The sequence below is a fragment of the Rhodococcus sp. NPDC057529 genome (genome assembly GCF_042802055.1).
Lineage (GTDB): Bacteria > Actinomycetota > Actinomycetes > Mycobacteriales > Mycobacteriaceae > Rhodococcus_F.
This window is the reverse complement of sequence record NZ_JBHVEY010000002.1, coordinates 624,363-643,045: the sequence shown is the minus strand read 5'-3', so window position 1 is coordinate 643,045 and position 18,683 is coordinate 624,363. Positions and strand designations below refer to the sequence as shown.

Annotated in this window: 14 protein-coding genes; all 14 read right to left on the bottom strand. The window is 69.0% G+C overall.

From position 1 onward, the window contains the following. Positions 1-579, bottom strand: a 579-nt coding sequence (locus tag ACFU5V_RS06050; protein ID WP_378697557.1) for a glycosyltransferase family 2 protein, incomplete at its 3' end; no start/stop codon positions are given. Continuing rightward, complete coding sequence (locus ACFU5V_RS06045) at positions 576-1,526, bottom strand: glycosyltransferase family 2 protein (protein ID WP_378442511.1); 951 nt, start codon at positions 1,524-1,526, stop codon at positions 576-578. The genes ACFU5V_RS06045 and ACFU5V_RS06050, both read right to left, overlap by 4 nt. A 6-nt stretch (positions 1,527-1,532) precedes the next feature. Beyond that, positions 1,533-2,360, bottom strand: coding sequence for a glycosyltransferase family 2 protein (locus ACFU5V_RS06040; protein WP_378697555.1), 828 nt, complete (start codon positions 2,358-2,360; stop codon positions 1,533-1,535). Between the two features lie 305 nt (positions 2,361-2,665). Then, entirely contained in the window at positions 2,666-3,532 is an 867-nt protein-coding gene (locus ACFU5V_RS06035; RefSeq protein WP_378434816.1) for a MazG family protein, read from the bottom strand. A 4-nt stretch (positions 3,533-3,536) separates the two neighbouring features. After that, a complete protein-coding gene (gene mfd, locus ACFU5V_RS06030; RefSeq protein WP_378697553.1) occupies positions 3,537-7,184 on the bottom strand; it encodes a transcription-repair coupling factor in 3,648 nt (1,215 codons plus the stop codon). 119 nt (positions 7,185-7,303) lie between these two features. Continuing rightward, positions 7,304-9,739, bottom strand: a complete 2,436-nt coding sequence (locus tag ACFU5V_RS06025) for a glycosyl hydrolase (RefSeq protein ID WP_378697551.1) — start codon at positions 9,737-9,739, stop codon at positions 7,304-7,306. Positions 9,740-9,771: 32 nt separating this feature from the next. Beyond that, positions 9,772-10,737: a DUF1839 family protein gene (locus tag ACFU5V_RS06020; protein WP_378697549.1), complete on the bottom strand. Its 966-nt coding sequence runs from the start codon at positions 10,735-10,737 to the stop codon at positions 9,772-9,774. Beyond that, on the bottom strand, positions 10,734-11,684 hold the full coding sequence (locus tag ACFU5V_RS06015; RefSeq protein ID WP_378434808.1) for an amino acid--[acyl-carrier-protein] ligase: 951 nt from the start codon (positions 11,682-11,684) through the stop codon (positions 10,734-10,736). Before ACFU5V_RS06015 ends, ACFU5V_RS06020 begins: the two co-directional genes overlap by 4 nt. Beyond that, positions 11,681-12,886 carry an acyl-CoA dehydrogenase family protein gene (locus ACFU5V_RS06010; protein ID WP_378697547.1) on the bottom strand — a complete coding sequence of 402 codons (1,206 nt, stop codon included), beginning with the start codon at positions 12,884-12,886 and terminating at the stop codon, positions 11,681-11,683. The genes ACFU5V_RS06015 and ACFU5V_RS06010 overlap by 4 nt, the downstream gene beginning before the upstream one ends. Further along, on the bottom strand, positions 12,883-13,125 hold the full coding sequence (locus ACFU5V_RS06005; RefSeq protein WP_378434804.1) for an acyl carrier protein: 243 nt from the start codon (positions 13,123-13,125) through the stop codon (positions 12,883-12,885). The genes ACFU5V_RS06010 and ACFU5V_RS06005 overlap by 4 nt, the downstream gene beginning before the upstream one ends. After that, complete coding sequence (acpS, locus tag ACFU5V_RS06000; RefSeq protein WP_378697545.1) at positions 13,122-13,559, bottom strand: holo-ACP synthase; 438 nt, start codon at positions 13,557-13,559, stop codon at positions 13,122-13,124. Before acpS ends, ACFU5V_RS06005 begins: the two co-directional genes overlap by 4 nt. 236 nt (positions 13,560-13,795) lie before the next feature. Then, positions 13,796-15,640, bottom strand: coding sequence for a putative bifunctional diguanylate cyclase/phosphodiesterase (locus tag ACFU5V_RS05995; RefSeq protein ID WP_378434800.1), 1,845 nt, complete (start codon positions 15,638-15,640; stop codon positions 13,796-13,798). Between the two features lie 14 nt (positions 15,641-15,654). Beyond that, complete coding sequence (locus tag ACFU5V_RS05990) at positions 15,655-17,784, bottom strand: Rv1355c family protein (RefSeq protein ID WP_378697543.1); 2,130 nt, start codon at positions 17,782-17,784, stop codon at positions 15,655-15,657. Next, a complete protein-coding gene (locus tag ACFU5V_RS05985) occupies positions 17,781-18,449 on the bottom strand; it encodes a hypothetical protein (protein ID WP_378434795.1) in 669 nt (222 codons plus the stop codon). Before ACFU5V_RS05985 ends, ACFU5V_RS05990 begins: the two co-directional genes overlap by 4 nt. Positions 18,450-18,683: the final 234 nt, after the last annotated feature.

The following is an 18,683-nucleotide window of genomic DNA, read 5'->3' as shown; positions in this document are numbered from 1 at the left end:
GTCGTCGTCGGTGAACGCGACGATCTCGGTGGTCGCCGCGCGGACGCCCGCATTGCGCGCCCGGGACAGTCCGGGCCGGGGCTCGGTCACGACGCGCACCCGGGGGTCACCGAGTTCGGCGACGTAGCGTTGCGTCGCATCCGTGCGGGATGCGTTGTCGACCACGATCACCTCGTAGCCGGGATGGTCGAGCGACAGGATCGAGTCGAGGGCGATCCTCAGGCTGTCGACCCGGTCGCGGGTACACACCACGACGGTGACCGTAGGACCGGATGCGTCGGCGTCGACGACGCTGTCGGCGACTGTCGCCGGCACGAGCCCGTCCAGTGCGTGCCGCAGGGCGGCGGTCTCGAGCCTGCCGTCCTCGACGTCCACCTCGACGAATCCCAGCAGGGTGCGATCTGCTCGCACCAGCAGCCGGGCGCGCCGATACCCCTCGGCCCGGGCCAGCCGGTATTCGGTGTCCTCCCGGACAGGTCCACGGAGCTCGCCGACCCAGACGGCGCCGTCCCATGTCGGCGCGTGATCGCTCCCGAGAGCCGGCACCAGGTCGATCCTGCGATCGAGCGTTCCGGTCATGCCGTCACCCGCTTCGATCGCAGACCGACGAGGCCTCGGACGTATCCGGCTGCGGTCACCGTGAACCCCGCGATCACGGCACCCGCTCGGACCAGTCCGCCGTGCCGCGGGGACGCGATCCCCGTGACGACGGCTCGCGGGAGGACACGTGCCGTGTACGCCCGTTCGCTGCTGAGCGCGTCGCCGGCCCCCACGAGATCGGAAACCAGCGCTTTCGACACGCCCTCGTGGAAGCAGCGCGAGAGGAAGTAGCGGAACGTGGTGCGGTCGTCGCTGACGCGGTGCACCACCTTCATCGCGGGGTCGAACAGCAACCGTGCGGTGGGCTGGTGGGTTCGGATCCGGATGCAGAGTTCGGTCTCCTCGCACCCGACCGGCGTCTTCCCGACCCTGCCGATTCCGTCACTGAACCCGTCGACGGTGTCGAAGACCGTGCGCCGCAGAGACATGTTGCAGCCGATGAAGTTCCGCACCGGTTCGATGCGCGTCGGCTGGCCGACGTAGCTGCAACCGACCACCCAGTCGAACTCGGCGGGCATCCACACGGGGCGGTCGGCCGGCCACGCCGGACTCGCGAATCCGCCGACACCGAGTACGTCGGGGTCGGAATAGTGGGCGGCGGACACGCGGTACCAGTCGGATTCGGCGCGGGCGTCGTCGTCGAGGAACGCGATCATGTCGCCGCGCGCCGCGCGCACGCCCGTGTTGCGGGCCCCGGACAGGCCCCTCGACTCGGAGTTGCGGAGCACGGTCACACGAGGTTCCGCTGCGAAGTGCCGTTCGGCACGGGAGAACAACTCCTCCGAGTGGTCGATCACCAGCAGCACCTCGAGGACCGGCACACTCTGGGTGAGCACCGAGTCGACCGCGGCGCACAGATCGCTCCACCGTTCGGTGGTGTAGGCGCAGATGACGACGGAGCAGGACACGAGCGTGGACACCGTCATGGTCGCTCAGCCCTGCGGGACGGGCGCCGGGGACAGGTGCGTTGCGGTCGTGCGCTGTTCGCTCCGGATCGTGCGCAACACACGAAGTCCGTCCCGCACCGCGTTCAGGTTGCTCTCGCCGTGGATGCGATCCTGCTCGAAACTCGGCACCTCGGTGATCTTCAGGCCCGCGTTCGCGACCCGTACGTTGATGAGGGTCTCGATCTCGAACCCGTCGCCCCACTGCGCCTCGGTCGCCTCCACCGCGGGCAGTGCCATCACCGGGACGTGGTGGCGCCAGAATGCGTTGTAGCCGTAGCACAAGTCGCTGAACGCGGCCCCGAACTTGAGGTTGACGATGGCGTTCAACGCCTTGTTTCCGAGCTTCCGGCCGAAGGTGATGTCCGAGCTGCCGCCGCCGTCGGCGAAACGGGTTCCCTTCGCGAAGTCGGCGCCGGCCACGAGCGCACCGACGAACAACGGGATCTCGGCGGGGTCGGTGGAGCCGTCGGCGTCGATCATCACGACGATGTCGCTGGTCGCGACACGGAAGCCACAGGCCAGGGCGTTTCCCTTGCCCTTGCGGCTCTGCGTCACGAACTTCGCGTCCGGCCACAGGCTCCGCGCCACAGCGACGGTGTCGTCGACGGAATGGCCGTCCACGAAGACGATTTCGTCGATGCCTTCCGGCATGCGCGCGGCGACATGGGGAAGGTTCTTGGCTTCGTTCATCGCAGGCACGACGACGGTGACCGTCGGGCGGCCGGGCGCGCGGTCGGCGGCGCCGGTCTCGTCGATGTCGTGCGCGTCTGTCTCGTCGGAAGGTTCCAGGCGGTCAGGCGTGTACAGGCTCATGTGTCCGTCTCTCATCGTCGGGCAATCGACTCGGCCCGGAAGCATCGCTATGTGTGGTCCCCTGTGGGTATCGGCCCTCGCCCGACCGGGAGCTCGGATACCCACCACGTGCAGTGCGCGAAGACCATAAACACCCGAACCGAAGTACTTCTCAGTACTTCAGAACGCGTGTTTGCAACCGACTGGTCTTCTATGCGCGCTTTAAACTACCTCAGGTTTGTTTTTCTTGCACTACGGACACGGGAGTGATTCATCCCTCAGTTACATTTTGGCAAACCCGAGCGATAGCGCCCGTCGTCCCGGTATCAGGACGTCCAGTACCCGAGCCAGTCCGCGGGGGCGAGTTCGGTCTTCCCCGCCGCGCGCGCAGCATCCTCGGCCGCGCGGACACGGGCGATCAGATCGTGCGTCGCCGCCTGCAGCCTCGATTCGGCGGCGACCACCGCCGCGCTGTCCGCGGTGATCTCCGCGGGCACCAGCTCGGGCGGCAAACCTGCCTTGCTCGCGCGGGCGACGACCTTCGCCGCGAGGGACGCCGCGGGCTGACTCATCGCGACGCCGTCGAGGCAGGAGCTGCGGGCCTTTTCCGCCGCCTTCCGGATCTCCCACGCACGTTCCTGCTCGGCGATGTCGATCGGGCCGACGACGTCCTCACCGAGGTGGGGGCTGCGGTGCACGAGCTTGGCGACCAGTGTCGCGGCCACGTCGTCGACGTCGAAATTGCCCGACGCCGAGGCGATGCGCGAATGGAACAGCACCTGCAGCAGCAGATCTCCGAGCTCTTCACGCAGGTCTGCGGGCTCGGCGGATTCGATCGCGTCGAGGACCTCGTACGTCTCCTCGACGAGGTAGTGCGACAGCGTCCGGTGTGTCTGCGTCACTTCCCACCCGCCGTAGCTCCACAACTGGTCCATCACTTCGGCGGCCTCGACGAGGTTGTCGCCCGGGACCTTCGGTGCCGCGACGATCCGGGACCCCGACGCGACCCACCGGCGCACGGTGGGATGGTCGGGATCGGTGCTGATCAGGACGGCGGCGCCGGGTGCTTCGGTCAGCAGCGTCCGCACGGACCCTGGCACCTCGTCGGTGAACTCCACTCCGCCGCCGACCACCCCGACGGCTGCCATCGGGATCGTCGTGGGCCGCAACGGGTCGAGCAGGACCACCGTCATCGGGTCAGGCCTCCATCACCACGGACCCGGCGGCCTTGCCGTCCAGCGCGAGCACGAAGTCCGCGATGTACTGCAGCAACTCCACGTCGCGCACCCGCTCGGCGCCGATCCCACCCGAACCTGCCCGGGGCAGCGGCAACTGCACCATCCCGGTGGTGGCGCGGTACTGCGCGCTGGGGTAGATCCGCTTGAGACGCAGCTGCTTCGAGTCGGGCAGGGCCATCGGCGCGATCTTCAGCTGCGTCCCGACCACGGCGATCTCCTCGAGTCCGTATTCGCGGGCCAGCAGGCGCAGTTTGGCCACCGACACCAGCCGGCGGACCTCCTCGGGGAGCGGTCCGTACCGGTCGACGAGTTCGTCCACGACGGCGGTGATGCCGTCGAGTTCGGTGGCGGCCGCGAGCTTGCGGTACCCCTCGAGCCGGAGACGGTCGCTGGTGACGTAGTCCGGGGGGATGTGCGCGTCGACGGGAAGGTCGATCCGGACTTCCTTCGGGGCGTCCTCGGTGGTGATCGGCTTGCCGTCGGCCGCCGCCCGGAAGGCCTCGACCGCCTCCCCCACCAGCCGCACGTACAGGTCGAACCCGACCCCCGCCACGTGACCGGACTGCTCGGCGCCCAGCACGTTTCCGGCGCCACGGATCTCGAGGTCCTTCATCGCGACCGCCATGCCGGCGCCGAGGTCGGAGTTCTGCGAAATGGTCGCCAGGCGGTCGTAGGCCGTCTCGGTGAGCGGCTTCTCCGGCGGGTACAGGAAGTACGCGTAGCCGCGTTCACGGCTACGCCCGACGCGACCGCGCAACTGGTGCAGCTGCGACAGGCCCAGCGAATCGGCGCGTTCGACGATGAGCGTGTTGGCGTTGGAGATGTCGAGGCCGGTCTCGATGATGGTGGTGCACACCAGCACGTCGTAGTCCCGCTCCCAGAAGCCCTGCACGGTCCGCTCGAGCGTGTCCTCGTTCATCTGGCCGTGCGCGACGACGACCCGCGCCTCGGGGACGAGTTCGCGGATCCGCTGGGCGGCCTTGTCGATCGAGCTGACCCGGTTGTGGACGTAGAACACCTGACCGTCGCGCAGCAGTTCCCGTCGGATGGCCGCGGCCACCTGCTTGTCGGCGTACGCGCCGACATACGTGAGGATGGGGTGCCGTTCCTCCGGCGGGGTGAGGATCGTGGACATCTCGCGGATGCCCGCCATGCTCATCTCGAGCGTTCGCGGGATCGGCGTCGCCGACATGGTGAGTACGTCCACGTGGGTGCGCAGCGCCTTGATGTGTTCTTTGTGCTCCACACCGAAGCGCTGTTCCTCGTCGACGATGACGAGGCCCAGGTCCTTCCACCGGATCCCGGTCTGCAGCAGCCGGTGCGTGCCGACGACGACGTCGATCTCGCCGTCGGCCATGCCGGCGACGATCTCCTTGGACTCCCCGGTATCCGTGAAGCGGGACAGCCCGCGCACCGTGACCGGGAACGCCGCCATCCGCTCGGTGAACGTCTGCAGGTGCTGCTGGGCGAGCAGGGTCGTCGGCACCAGGACCGCCACCTGCTTGCCGTCCTGCACGGCCTTGAACGCCGCCCGCACCGCGATCTCCGTCTTGCCGTAGCCGACGTCGCCGATGACGACGCGGTCCATCGGGACGGCCTTCTCCATGTCGGCCTTGACCTCGCTGATGACCGTCAGCTGGTCGTGGGTCTCGGTGAACGCGAACGCGTCCTCCATCTCCTTCTGCCACGGGGTGTCCGGGCCGAAGGCGTGACCGGGCGCGGCCTGTCGCGCCGCGTACAGCTGGACGAGCTCGCCGGCGATCTCCCGAACTGCCTTGCGCGCCTTGCGTTTGGTGTTGGCCCAGTCGGAGCCGCCGAGCTTGCTGAGTGCGGGCAGTTCGCCGCCGACGTATCGCGACAGCTGGTCGAGGGACTCCATCGGGACGAACAGCCGGTCGCCCGGGTGGCCGCGCTTGCTGGCGGCGTATTCGATCACGAGGTATTCGCGCCGCGCGCCGCCGATGGTCCGTTCGACCATCTCGACGAATCGCCCGATGCCGTGCTGATCGTGCACCACCATGTCGCCGGCCGTCAGGGCGAGCGGGTCCACCTGGTTGCGGCGCTTGGCGGGCAGCCGCTTGCCGTCGCCGACCGCGGCCACCCGGTTGCCGGTGAGATCGGACTCCGTGACGACGACGAGCCCGGGGGTGGTGTCGCCGCCGGGGAAGACCAGGCCGTCGTGCAGCGAACCCCGCAGCACCCCGACCTGACCGCGGGCGGGCTCCGAACCGGGTGCGAGTTCCGCCGCGGGCACCTCGGCCTCGCGGAGGCGCTCGAGCACACGATGCGCGGTGCCGGCGCCTGCGACCACGATGACGGCCCGGCCGCCCGTGCTGACGTGGGCGCGCAGGCTCACGAACAGTTCGGACAGCAGCTCGTCGGAACCGCGGACCTGCGGTGCCGGGGTGACCGCCAGCTCCAGTTCCTCGCCGCTGCCGGACGCGAGCGGGCTCAGCGTCCACCACGGCAGACCTGCGGTCTCCGCGGATTCGCGGACCTGACTGAGCGAGCGGTAGGCGGAGGCGCCGAGGTCGATGCCGTCGCCTTTCAGCACGGACGTGTCGAGCGGGGCGGCACCGCCGATCGAGGCCGCCGTCCACGATGCCTCGAGGAACTCCTGACCGGTGCGCACCAGGTCGGTGGCGCGTGTCCGGATCTTCTCCGGATCGCACAGCAGCACGTGCGCGCTCTCGGGCAGCACGTCGGTGAGCAGTTGCAGCTGCCCCGGCCGCAGCACGGGCAGCAGGGCCTCCATGCCCTCCACCGGGATGCCTGCCGACATCTTGTCGAGCATCTCGACGAGCGCGGCGTCGGCCTGGTTGTCGACCGCGAGCTGCGCGGCCCGGTCGCGGACGTCCTCGGTGAGAAGCAGTTCGCGGCACGGCGGGGCGATCACCGCGTCGACGTCGAGTTCGGCCAGCGACCTCTGGTCGGCGACGGAGAACGCCCGCAACTCGGTGACCTCGTCGCCCCAGAACTCGACGCGCACCGGATGATCCGCGGTGGGCGAGAACAGGTCCAGGATGCCGCCGCGGACGGCGAACTCGCCGCGCTTGCCGACCATGTCGACGCGGGTGTACGCCATTTCGACGAGCCGCTGGATCAGCCCGTCGAAGTCGTGCTCCACCCCCACTCGCAGCGTGACGGGTTCGATCTCACCGAGACCGGGCGCCATGGGCTGCACCAGCGAACGGACGGTGGTGACGACGACCTGGAGCGGCGCCCCGTACGCGCGGTCGTCGGGCCGCGCCAGCCTGCGGAGCACCTCCACGCGTCGACCGACCGTGTCGGCGCTCGGCGACAGCCGTTCGTGCGGCAGCGTCTCCCACGACGGGAACTGCGCCACGGCGTCGCCGATCATCTCCTGCAGTTCGGCCGTGAGGTCGTCGGCCTCGCGACCGGTCGCCGTGACCAGCAGCAGATGGGTGCGCTCGGCGAGGGCCGCGGCCACGAACGGCCGGGCGGGGGCGGGCGCGACGATGTCGAGGTGATGCCGCCCGAGGGCCTCCGTCACCTGCGCGACGACGGCGTCGCCCAGCGCGATCTTCGCCAGTCCGGCGAGCGGGGTGTCGGACGAGGGCTCGGCAGCGATGAGCGGGGAAGACAACGACGCACTCCTGAGCAGTGATGACGAACTGCCGGCGAACAGCTCGGGCCGGGACGAGCGGCCAGTTGCGGACTGAGCCAGCCTAGTCGATATCGCCCATCGACGAACCGGGGTCCGGATCAGGTGGAGGCCCGCGCGACCGAGGCGACGCGCACCGAGTTCAGCGCCCGCACCTGCCCGGTCACCGCCTCCGCCGTCCCGGTCCTGCGCACCGGCACGATCCGGGTGCCGCCGGGCGGCAGATGGAACCACGAGTCGGCCGGTTCGAATCCGCCGAGTTCGAGGTGGACGTACTGCGCCGCGCCGTCGGTGGCGACGTCGACCACCCAGTCGCCGGGCGCCGTCTCCCGGGCCACCGCCGTCAGGCCGACGGTGCGTTCGACGGCGCGCGCCGGGCCGCCGAAGAGGTGAACGGCCTCGGCGACGACACCGTCCTCGCCCGACAGCGTGACGGTCACGCTCTCGTGGCCGCGGACCCCGAAACGGTGGACGTGTGTGGCATCGGTGAAGCGACCGAGCAGCGTGTCGAGCGACCACCGGCGGGCCGCGTGCGCGGCGACGGTCACCGGTTCGGTGACGTCGAACGCCTGCGCACCCGTGCGGGTGTGCACCCGGACCCGCAACTCCCCCACGAGCGTGCGGGCGGAGTCGTTGACCGCGTCGATGCGCAGTCCGTCCATCCCGTCCTCGCCGAGCAGGACCGCGACGGGCCGGGAGAGCCGCCGCATCACGAACCACGGCGCCTTCGGTCTGCCGTCGGAGTCGAGCAGCCCCCACCCGGCGCCGGGTTCGAGGTCGCGGAGCGCGAGCACCAGCGCCCCGTCGCATCCCGAATCCGGGCGACGCCAGTAGCCGAGGGTGGTCGCGACAGCCTCGCAGACGGCGGCGCGACCGAGCGCGAGGTACCGCTCGGGATCGGACCAGCGGACCGTCGACGGTTCCTCACCGAACAGTGTCCGCACGTAGTGGTCGCGGACGTCCTCGAAGTCCCAGGACGCCCCGTTGTCGCGGGGCACGGCGGCCTTCCACCGCGGGTGGTGACCCGCGGAGGCGAGGCTGCCGAACTCGGTCTCGATCGTCGCGTCCGACGGGGGGATCGAAAATGCGAGGCATTCGGCGGCGAACCGCACCCCGGCCTGGCGAACGTCGGACGGCGGCAGCCGGTAACCGCCGACGCCGAAGTAGTGCGCCACACCGGTCCCCACGTGAGTCGCGAGCGCGTCGCCTCCTGGCGGCGGGGACGGCGACGACGACACCGACACCACCCCCGGCGTGATCCGCGCGACCACCGCCGGGATCACGTCGTGCACCGCCGGGATGTGCGGCGCCGGGAGTCCGAGCATGATGGGTTGCTGTTCGGTTTCGCTGCCGCCGCTGAACACGGCGAGCGCGGGGTTGCCCGACAGCGGTCGCAGCACCGCCTCGACCTCCGCGGTCAGCAGTTCCAGGAACGTCTGGTCGTCGGGTGGGTCGAACGTCGACAGCATGGCGTCCTGCCACACCAGGACGCCGAGTTCGGCACAGTCGTCCCAGAATGCGGAGTCCTCGTACAGCATCGTGCCCGGCACCCGGACCATGTTGAGCCCGGCCTCGACCACCCGCTCGAGGGTTTCCCGCGTCTGCGTCCGGCCGCCCAGCCCGATCGGATCGACCGGGGTCCAGACGGCCCCGCGGCAGTACACGTCGACGCCGTTGACCGACAGACGGAACCCGCCGTCACCGCGCACCACGCTCACGGTGCGGAATCCGACGGCACCCAGGTCGAGAACGTCCTCGCCGACGGCGATGCTCAGCGGATACGTCACCGGGACGCCGTGGGTGTGGGGCCACCACAACCGGACGTCGGGGACGGACAGGTGCGCGCGCACGTCCCGCACGCCGGGGCCGATTTCGACGACGGTCGCCTCCGCGGAGACGTCCCCGAGCCGGACGACGGGAGGCGGGCCCACCGAGCCGTGCACGCGCACGGCGAGATCCAGCACGCCCGTCCCAGCTTCCACGGTGGTGACCACGTGACGGTCCGACAGCACCGGCGCGGCGCCGTCGTGCAGTCGCACCGGCCGCCACGGGCCGACCGGGGCGGGCACGCCGCCGAAGACCGGAGCGCGACCGAGCAGGCTCGTCCGCATCCAGCGCAGCCCCTGCGCACTCACCAGCGACGACCGCCAGCGTCCGCGGGGTCGCCGACGGCGCAACGCCGCGTCGAGCGACGGGAATCGGATCGCCAGCGTGATCGTGCCGGGGCGAGAGACCATGTCGACCGAGACCGGCACGAACATCGACTCCGAGGACAGGACGAGGTCGTCGCCGGCCCACACCTCCGCGTGCGAGGCCAGGCCGTCGAACTCGAGCCGCCAGGGACCGGGGCCGCCGCCGGACACGTCGGTGACGAACCACCAGTCCACCGCATCGGTCTGCACCGCGCGCGCCGCCGTGACGCCGTCGGCCGCCCGGATCGCGCCGGCCGCAGTACCCGGAACCTGCGCGGGATACCACGGCCCCGGCACACCCGCCAACTCCGACGGATCGGTGACCGAACCCGGTTCCGTTGCCACGCAACGCCACCGAGCGCCGTCGAGAAGATCCACTACGCGTGTCCGACCACGCGCGCCACACCGTCCACCGACCGTTCCCACGCGTCGGCCATGCGGTCGAGTTGCGCAGACGGGTCGACGCTGCGTCCGCGAGCGGCGCGCGCCATCTGGAACTGCACACTCTTCGCGCCCTGCGCCACCTCCCGGAAGCCCGGAGCGAACGCCGCGGCCCCCGCGAACCCGTTGCGCTCGAGGTACTCGCAGACGTCGGCGGCGAGTTCCGCGGTGGCGCCGCACTGTCGCAACACCCCGAACGTCCACAGGTGAAACGTGTCGATGCCCGCGCCGCGGATCCAGGGCACGTCGGCGACCACCCGCTCACCGAGAGCGCGCACCGGATTTCCGTCCGGCCGCATCGCGAGATGATGCCGCAGCACCGCGTCGAAGCGGCCCGGCCGGTATTCCGGCGCACCGTCGAACCGGACCTGCTCGACGTACGGCGTGAACGTCGCCGCTCCGGCGAGGTCGAGTCCGAACAGCCCGCGGAAGTCGTCCCCGGTCAGCCGGTGATATCCACTGTTGTGGAAGTACTCGAGCACACCGGACTCGCGGTCGACGAAGTTCGCGACGATCGTGGTCTTGCTGTGGCTCTCGCGGTAGCCGGTGCCTGCCGTGTCCGGCAGCCAGTGCGCGTCCACCTCGACGGTTGACAACATCCCGACCGCGAGATTGTCCTCCACATGGTCGAGGACGCCGCGCCAAACGTTCATCTCCCCCACGTCGATCCCGTACAGGCCGAACAGATCCTCGGGCTTGAACTTCAGGAACGTCCACTGCGATCCGTCGAACCGGGCGCCGAACGCGCACGCGGCGGCGGGCACCGGATCGAGCCCGAGCGAGTGCAGTACCTCCACCCACAGGTCGAGGTAGCAGTTGGTCTCCGTCCAGGTCCGTTCGTCCGAGTGGATGGGGTGCGGTTCGTAGCCGTCCGGCGAGATGTCGATGAGCCGGGACGTCACAGCGACATCCGGGATTTCACCGCGCTCGGCCAGCGCGACGGGTCCAGGCCGTGGGTCCGCAGCATCGCCAGCGCGATGCGTTCCATCCCGAAACCGACGCACGCACTGTGCGCGACCCCACCGTCCGCGGTGGCGATGTCGAACGTGACACCGAAATGGTCCTGATGACAGTTGCACGACACGACCGCGGTCCCGTCGTCGAGATCGCCGTACAGGCGCACCGTCAGCTCGGTCTTGAGGTTCTCGTCGCGCTGGTTCGCCGCGAGCATTCGTCCGGCCCTGCCGAAGAACGGGTCGTTGGCGACCACCGGGGTGGCGTCCAGCCACAGGTCGGACAGCACCTCCAGTCCGCGCTCGATCCACGAGTCACGGTGGTTCGCAGCCTGCTCCGCGGTGCCGATCCGCACGAACTCGTGCATCCGGAACGCCTGCATGCGGGCGGGATCGAACGCGGGCTCGTGCCGGAAGCAGTAGCCGTACACGTCGAGCAGCGCACCGCCGTCCGGCAGCACTCCCGTGAACATCGGGTACGCGGGGTGGCAGGCCGCCGACACCAGCATGGTGTCGGTCGGCTCGAGCCACCTGTCCCAGCTCTCGCCGTCGGCGCGCGCCGAGAGCAGTTGGGCGTGCTCGGCGTTGGTGCCGGTGAAGGTAGTGATCGCGCCGGTCAGATTCGGGAACGACGCGATGTAGTCCGTCCGCTCGAAACTGGTGCGCGGGAACACCGGCGGAAACCGGAATCGGGCCGCGGAGTCGCCCGGACCCGCCGCCCGCACGACTGCGTCGATGCCGTCGACGATGTCCTCGAACAACCCCGACCGTCCGTAGAGGCCCGCGACGGATGTGTCCACCAGGAGTCCCGCCCCCAGCAATTCCGCCCGGAACGCGCGCCGGGCACGCTCGAGTTCGCTCGTCTCTTCCTGCTCCACTGCGATGTCCGTGCTCATATCGTCCCCCGGTATGCCGTGGCCAACTGCGCCGAGTTGGCCATGATTCGATCGTTGTTGACCATGACGGCCGCACCGTGCGCATCACGCAGGTGCCGGCCGAGCGAGTACTCCGTGTCTTCCCGGTACCCGGCGATCCCACAGATCAGCAGGGCCCTGCCGACGAGGTCGACGACCAGGGTCGACGCCGTGACCTTGAGGTTGTTCATCGCGAGCGAATAGCCCACTCCTCCGGCGACTTCGGCCTCCGGCGAACCGGCCGGAGCCGCGTCGGCGTCGTCGAATCGGCGGGCTGCGGCGAACACGAGGTCCGCGAACTGCTGGTGCACGGCGGCTGCCTCGGCGAGGCGCAGCGCTGCGGGCGAGGCTGCGCCCGGCTGTTTGCGCGCGGCCGCCCGCACATACCGGCGCGCCTTCTCCACCGCGGCGTCGGCGATGCCGAGCCACACCGCCGACCACACGGAGTGCGACACGGGGAGCATGGTCTCCGCCGAGATCTCCGAGTAGGGGTCGGCGACGACGAGATCCGGTGTGGTGGTGGCGCGCAGCACGAAACCGGGACTGCAGGTTCCGCGCAGCCCCAGCGTGTTCCACTCGCCGGTGCGCTCGAGTGTCACGTCGGCACGCCGGCAGATGACGAGCACCTGGTCGCTGGGCGGGCTGTCGGGGGTGCGCCGCGCGGTCGCGAGGATCGCGTCGGCGTACTCGCCGTACGAGATGACCGGGGCGTTCTTGACCAGCGACACCACGCCACCGGACCGCTCCACCGCGCACGTGCTGCGGCGGACGTCGCCGCCGATGCCCAGTTCCGTCGTCGCCGACGCGAGCAGGTACTGACCTGCGACCGCGTCACGCAGGAAGGTGGAGACGCCGTCGCCACCCGGATGCCGTACGAGCGAGAGGATCTGGGTCTGGTGCATCGCGAAGATCATCGCGGTAGCGGCGCACTGGCGGCCCAGGGTCCGGGCGATCGTGCACAGCTCCCTCAGCGTCGCGCCTTCACCACCCAGTTCCACAGGGACGGCGCACGACAGCAGACGCTGGTCCCGGAGCGCGTTTACGGCCTCCTGCGGAAAGCGCGCGTCACGATCGACGTCGACGGCCCACCGCGCGGCCACCTCGGCCACACTCGCGGCCCGCGCCGACGGTCCGGACACCGGGGCGGACCCGATCCCCGTGTCGCCCGCGAGGGCGGTGCTCATGCCACGCCGAGTTCGACGAGCGCACCCCGGATGGAGTCGACGCTCGCGAACGTGCTCTTGCGCAGCAATTCGTCGGGGAACTCGATGTCGAACGAATCCTCCAGCGCCAGCATGACGTTGACACTCGCGTGGGACGTCAGACCGAGTTCGTACAGATCGGCGCCGACGGCGATGCTCCCGGCATCGACGGACAGCCGGGCGTGGTCGCCGAGAACCTTGCGGATCGTCTGCTCGCTCATGGGTGGCGTTCTCCTTGGTGATCGGGGGGTGTACTCAGCCGGGACGCGGTGACCATCGCGATCGCGACCTCGGCCTCGTGCGAGATCGAGACGTCGAACCCGCCGAGCCCCTGACGCTCGGCGAGTGCCGAGGCGTTGCCGGACAGTCGCACTCCGCATCCACCCCAGCTCTCGCGCCGGATCTCGATGGACTGCCACGGCAGGGCAACGTCTCCGGGCCGCAGCACCTTGACCACGGCTTCCTTGGCCGCGAATCGGGCGGCCAGCCGTTGGACCCGCGCGGGTCCTGCGCAGCTTTCCAATTCGTGGGGTGTGAAGATCCTGTTCAGGTAGCGGTCACCGAACCGCTCGACACTGCTTCGCACGTGCCCGACCGTCATCACGTCGCACCCGATACGGGATTCGGGGATCTGCAAGACCGCACCACCAGACATCGATCCCCCTGCTCCAGTCTTCGACAGTCCACGTTCCGCGCGAGAAAGCCACCCTCAGCGACTCTCCAGCAAACCCTTCGAGAAGTTACCGTACTTTGCCAATTAAAGACAAGAGGTCCTTCAGTGTGGGCATAAACATACCCCGAGTCTGTAACGCTGTCTTCTCGAAGCGATGACGCAGCAAATCGGGCGCGAGCGATCCCTGACAACACGCCGCCGCGCCGTGCAGGAAAAGGCTACAGCCCGACCTCGATTGCGCCGGCCGCCAGCAACTTGCCGACCTTTTCCGCCGAGACCGGGCGGCTGAACAGAAATCCCTGCGCCCGATGACATCCCATGTCCAGCAGTTGCCGGGCCGACTCCACGTTCTCGACGCCCTCCGCCACCAGCTCGAGGCCGAACGACTCGGCGAGTCCGATGATCGACTTCACGATCGCCCGGTCCTCCGGGTTGGTGTCCAGGTTCATCACGAACCCTTTGTCGATCTTCAATGTCCCCACCGGCAGTGCCTTGAGGTGGCTGAGGGAACTGTACCCGGTGCCGAAGTCGTCGATCGCGACCTCCACGTCCATCGCATGCAGTCCCTCGAGCGCTTCACGCGTCCAGGTGAGATCACTGAGCACCGCGTTCTCCGTGATCTCCAGGCACAGTGCGCCTTTACGAAGGTCGAACTCCGTCAACGCGTTCGCGACGACGTCGAGAAAGTCCAGACCGGCCAACTGCCCCGGTGAGACGTTGACGCGGAGATCCAGATCCAACTCGGGCGCCTGCGACCGCCAGTCGGCCCACTGCCGGCAGGCCTTCCGGATGACCCAGCGCCCGAGTTCGCCCGCAACGTTCGTCGCCTCGGCGACGTCGATGAACGAGCCCGGCTGCAGCAGCCCGAGCAGCGGATGATTCCACCGCACCAGGGCCTCCACCCCGATGATCCGGCCGGTCCGCAGGTCGACCTCGGGCTGGTATTCGAGAAACAGCGACTCGTCCGCGATCGCCGCGCGCAGACTGAGCTCGATCATGTTGCGCTTCTCGCTCTCCTCCTGCATCTCGTCGGTGAAGACGCTGATCGCGTTACCGCCCTTGGTCTTCGCAACCATGACGGCCTGGTCGGCCTGGCTGAGGAGCGAACTCGTGGTGGCCTTGCCAGGGCGCCCCGCCGCGACCCCGATGCTGACACTGCGGCTGACCACCTCGCGGCCGAGACGCACCCGTTCGGTCACGACGTCGCGGATGTGCTGCGCCCGCCGCTCCGCCTCCTCGAGACCCACCGACCCTCCGAGCACGAGCACGAATTCGTCGCCGCCCAGCCTCGAGACGAGGTCGTCGGCCTCGCTGGTCGATCTGAGCCGGTCCGCGATCGTCGAGATGAACCCGTCGCCCGCCCCGTGCCCGAAGAAGTCGTTGAGGGGTTTCAGGCGGTCCAGGTCCAAGAACAGAATGGCGACCGGCCCGGGTTCGGTCGACGCCAGGCGGGTGTCCAGATGGTGGTACAGGGCGCGCCGGTTGCTGAGTCCGGTGAGGGAATCGTGATCGGCCGAGTAGCGCAATTGCTCCTCGACGACGATGCGGGCCTGGACCTGGGCGAGCAGGGCGGCAATCGCCTTCAGGACGTCGAGCTCCGGCGGCGTCCAGTCGCGGTCGCCGAACTTGATGAATCCGAGCGTGCCCGTCGTCGTCTCGCCGGACAGCAGCGGAACGGCGGCGAGCGACACCTGCGGCACCCCCGACGCCTCGCGGACCCGTTCGTTGTAATCCGGACCGGACACCTCCGGACGGAAGATGGCGACTTCCTTCTGGTGCTCGATCTGGGCGAAGGTCGGATCGGCATCCTTAAAGTAGACGACGCCGAGTGGGTCCGGATCGGGGATGAACGGCCGAAGAGGATATTCCGCGACCAGGACCGTCGCCGCGATCTCGTGATCGGTGAACCGGAGAAAGCTGGTGTCGACCTCGAAGTGTTCCACGAGATCCTGCAGCACGCGGGTGGCCACGGCCTTGAACGAGACCGCGTCGACAGGCGTGAGCCGGGACGCCACGGTTGTCACCAGGGTCTCGAGCTTTTCGGTTTGCTTCTCGGTGTTCACGGGCCCTCCTGTCGTTACGATATCCGCCTTCGCACCCGGTCGGCGCGGCGCTCGCTCCGAACCGACGGGCCCGGCGCATGGCTGAGCCGTAACACCATGGCGAGCGCCTCACCTGCCTTCGCTCCGACGACGTCGAACAATTCTTCCCGCAACCTCTCCAATGGTGCCGCATACCGGGGTGAGAGTTGTTCGAGTTCCGCACTTTCCACACCGTAGAGAAACACCGGCGAAATCGGCTGGACGGCGAGGCCGAGCGCCTGCGCGTGAATCCACACGCTTTCGGTCGCCTCACCGCCACGTACATAGTCCCGAGAGGTGCTGCCCGGAATCGCGACGACCGCGACAGCCGAACTCGAGGCGATGCGGTCCGCCGTGGACTTGCCCAGCGCCCGTCCCGCATCCTGTGCGCCGAGTCGTTCCATGACCTCGGGTCTCCGCAACAGCGCGAGCGTCGACAGTTCCGCCGAATCGAGTTCCAGCGCGCGCACGTCGATGCCGGTGTCGACCGAATCCCGGGGTGGCCACCGCAACTCGCCGATCATCTCGCGGTGCAGGGTGGGGGTGAGGAAACGGATGCGGTCCGACTCGGCCAGAATGGCGCCGATCGTCGCGATGTCGTCCCGGTCGGTGACCAGGCAGAGGCGGGCGCCTTCGCGGGCCGCGGCCTCCGCGAGGAGGCCGGCCTGCGAGTCGTCCAACGGCCGGGGGACGCCCAGCCTGCGGTTGGTGGTCCGGTCGAGCATGTGTTCGTAGCGGTCGCTGAGTTCCCGGTCGTTTCCGCTCCCGAACGTCAGCGTGGCGACGGGGAGCCCCGGATCGGCTTCTCGGACCGTCACAGCGCCGAGGAGGCCGGCGGCGGACGCGGCGATTCGGGCGTTGTGCAGCGCGGCGCCGACCGCGATACAACTGCCGCGGTACCCGACGTCCATGGCCGTCGTGTGCTCCGGCGCGAGGGAGATGGTCAGTCCCGCGTCATCCGCCGCGATCGTCCACGGCTGGACGTTTCCACCGGAAGGCGCGCGGGCCGCGGCATTCACGACGGCGCCGACGGCGTCCTTCGTCGGGTCCGCGATCGCAGCCCGGTTCGCCGGTTCCTCCGGCACGTCCTGCGGCAGCGGTGGATCGGCGAGAACATCGAGATACTCGTCGAGATCCATCCGGCACCGGCCCGACGTGAGCGGCTGCCCGAGCCCGATGCGCCGCACCGCCGCCGCGACCTGCGCCCCACCGAGCAGCACGTCGCCTCCGAGCTGGGGCCACGTGGAGATGGTGTCGTCCACTTCCACCAACGACGCCGCCATCGTCGCCGACAACTGTCCGGCATCGAGAATCTGCAGAACGAGCGGAATCTTGTCCCGCGAACCGAGTCCTGCCAGCGATTCCACGTCGACGTCACCGATCACTCCGTGGAACGGCGGCCGATCCGGTTCGACGTCGAAGCGCTCGACGTCCAGCAGACCCCGGTCACTGGTCGCCATCAGCACCGGCAATCCCCTGCGCCGGGCCTCTCTCCGCAGGGACACCTTGACGTCGAGGGAGTCGCATTCGTCGATCACCACGTCCGTGCCGTCCAGGAATTCGGCGATCGATTCGGCATCGACACCGTCCTTCCACAACGTCACAGTGACGTAGGGATCGATCTCCGCGACACGGCGGGCGGCGACCACGGCCTTGTTCACGCCGAGGTCCAGAACAGTGCCGGGAACCCGGTTCAGGTTGGACAGGTCGAGGGTGTCGAAGTCGGCGAGCCGCAGGCCGCCGCACGCGCCTTCCAGCGTCAGAGCCAACGCGACCGCGTGACCGACGCTGAGACCGACGATCCCGACGGTGACGCCCCGGAGGCGGTCCTGCTCCTGCGCGGTGATCTTGTTCCGATTCCGGTCCAGCCGCAACAGCCGGAACGACGTGGGACCGAGCAGACGCACCACGGTCCGCCGCCACGAGTAGTACGCCCACACCGGAGCCTCGTCCAGCACACCCGCGTCCGGCGTGGGAACGAGGGAACGCAACGCGTCCCGCTGATGGTCGAGTCGATCGACGAAGACTACCGCGGGGTCGCGGCGGAGGCGGTCGAGTACCGCCGCGTCCTCGGAGTGGCCCTCGTCGAGCAGTAGTGCGGTGTACTCACCGTGGGTTTCGTTCACGAGACGCTCCGCATCGGCCGGACGACGTCGCCTCCCGTCCCCGTCGCGATGGCTGCCGACGGCGTCGGTTCGGACGTCGTGAGTAACAGTTGGGCCAGCTGCATGAATTCGGCGCGGCCCCTGCGCCTACTCCGATCCCACCACATCAGCCGCGTCTCGTAGCGGTCATCCGGATAGGGCACGGGAGCAATATGGTCGGCCACTACCCCACCGGTGGTTCGCCACGTGTCCAAGACGTGGGATGCGGCGGTCGCGAGCATGAACTGGACGTCGAGAAGATCCATCGAGAAGGTGGCAAAACGGCCCAGTGCACCGACGAGTTCGCCGCGCCGGGCGGCGGTGTCCGACACCCATGCGCCCTTCGCCTCCACGACACCGAACGGCAGCCGGTCCTCGATCATCCGGCGGACGGCGGGAGCTCCGGGATCGTTTGCCCATTCCGTGATCGCATGCGCTTGACCAGCGTCGATGTACGGTCCCTGCGCGCGGACACCCGCTGCGACGGAGCCGTTGGACTCGATCGCGACGAAGAAGATCGCGGTACTGTCGCCGTCCTGGATCCGGCGGTACTCGAGAGCCTTCTCGGCGCCGTACTTGCGATAGCCCGCTACCGCTCCCTCGAGATATGCTTCCCACAGCTCGGGCTCCTCGGAGGGCCGGGCCACGACGAAGCGACACTCCGACCGTGGATCCCACACGCTCAGAGTTCGGTCAATTAGAGTATCTGTCGACCGTGTGTCGACCTGCGGACGCGACAGCTGTTCAACTGGCATTGGCTTTCCCATCGGAGTCGGTGCGGCAATTCCGGGGACTCACGGGTTACGTAAAGACCCCAAGAACTGGACACACGAACCCGGTCACAGCCCCGCGGCTACTTATTTTCCGCGTTTACACCGGAT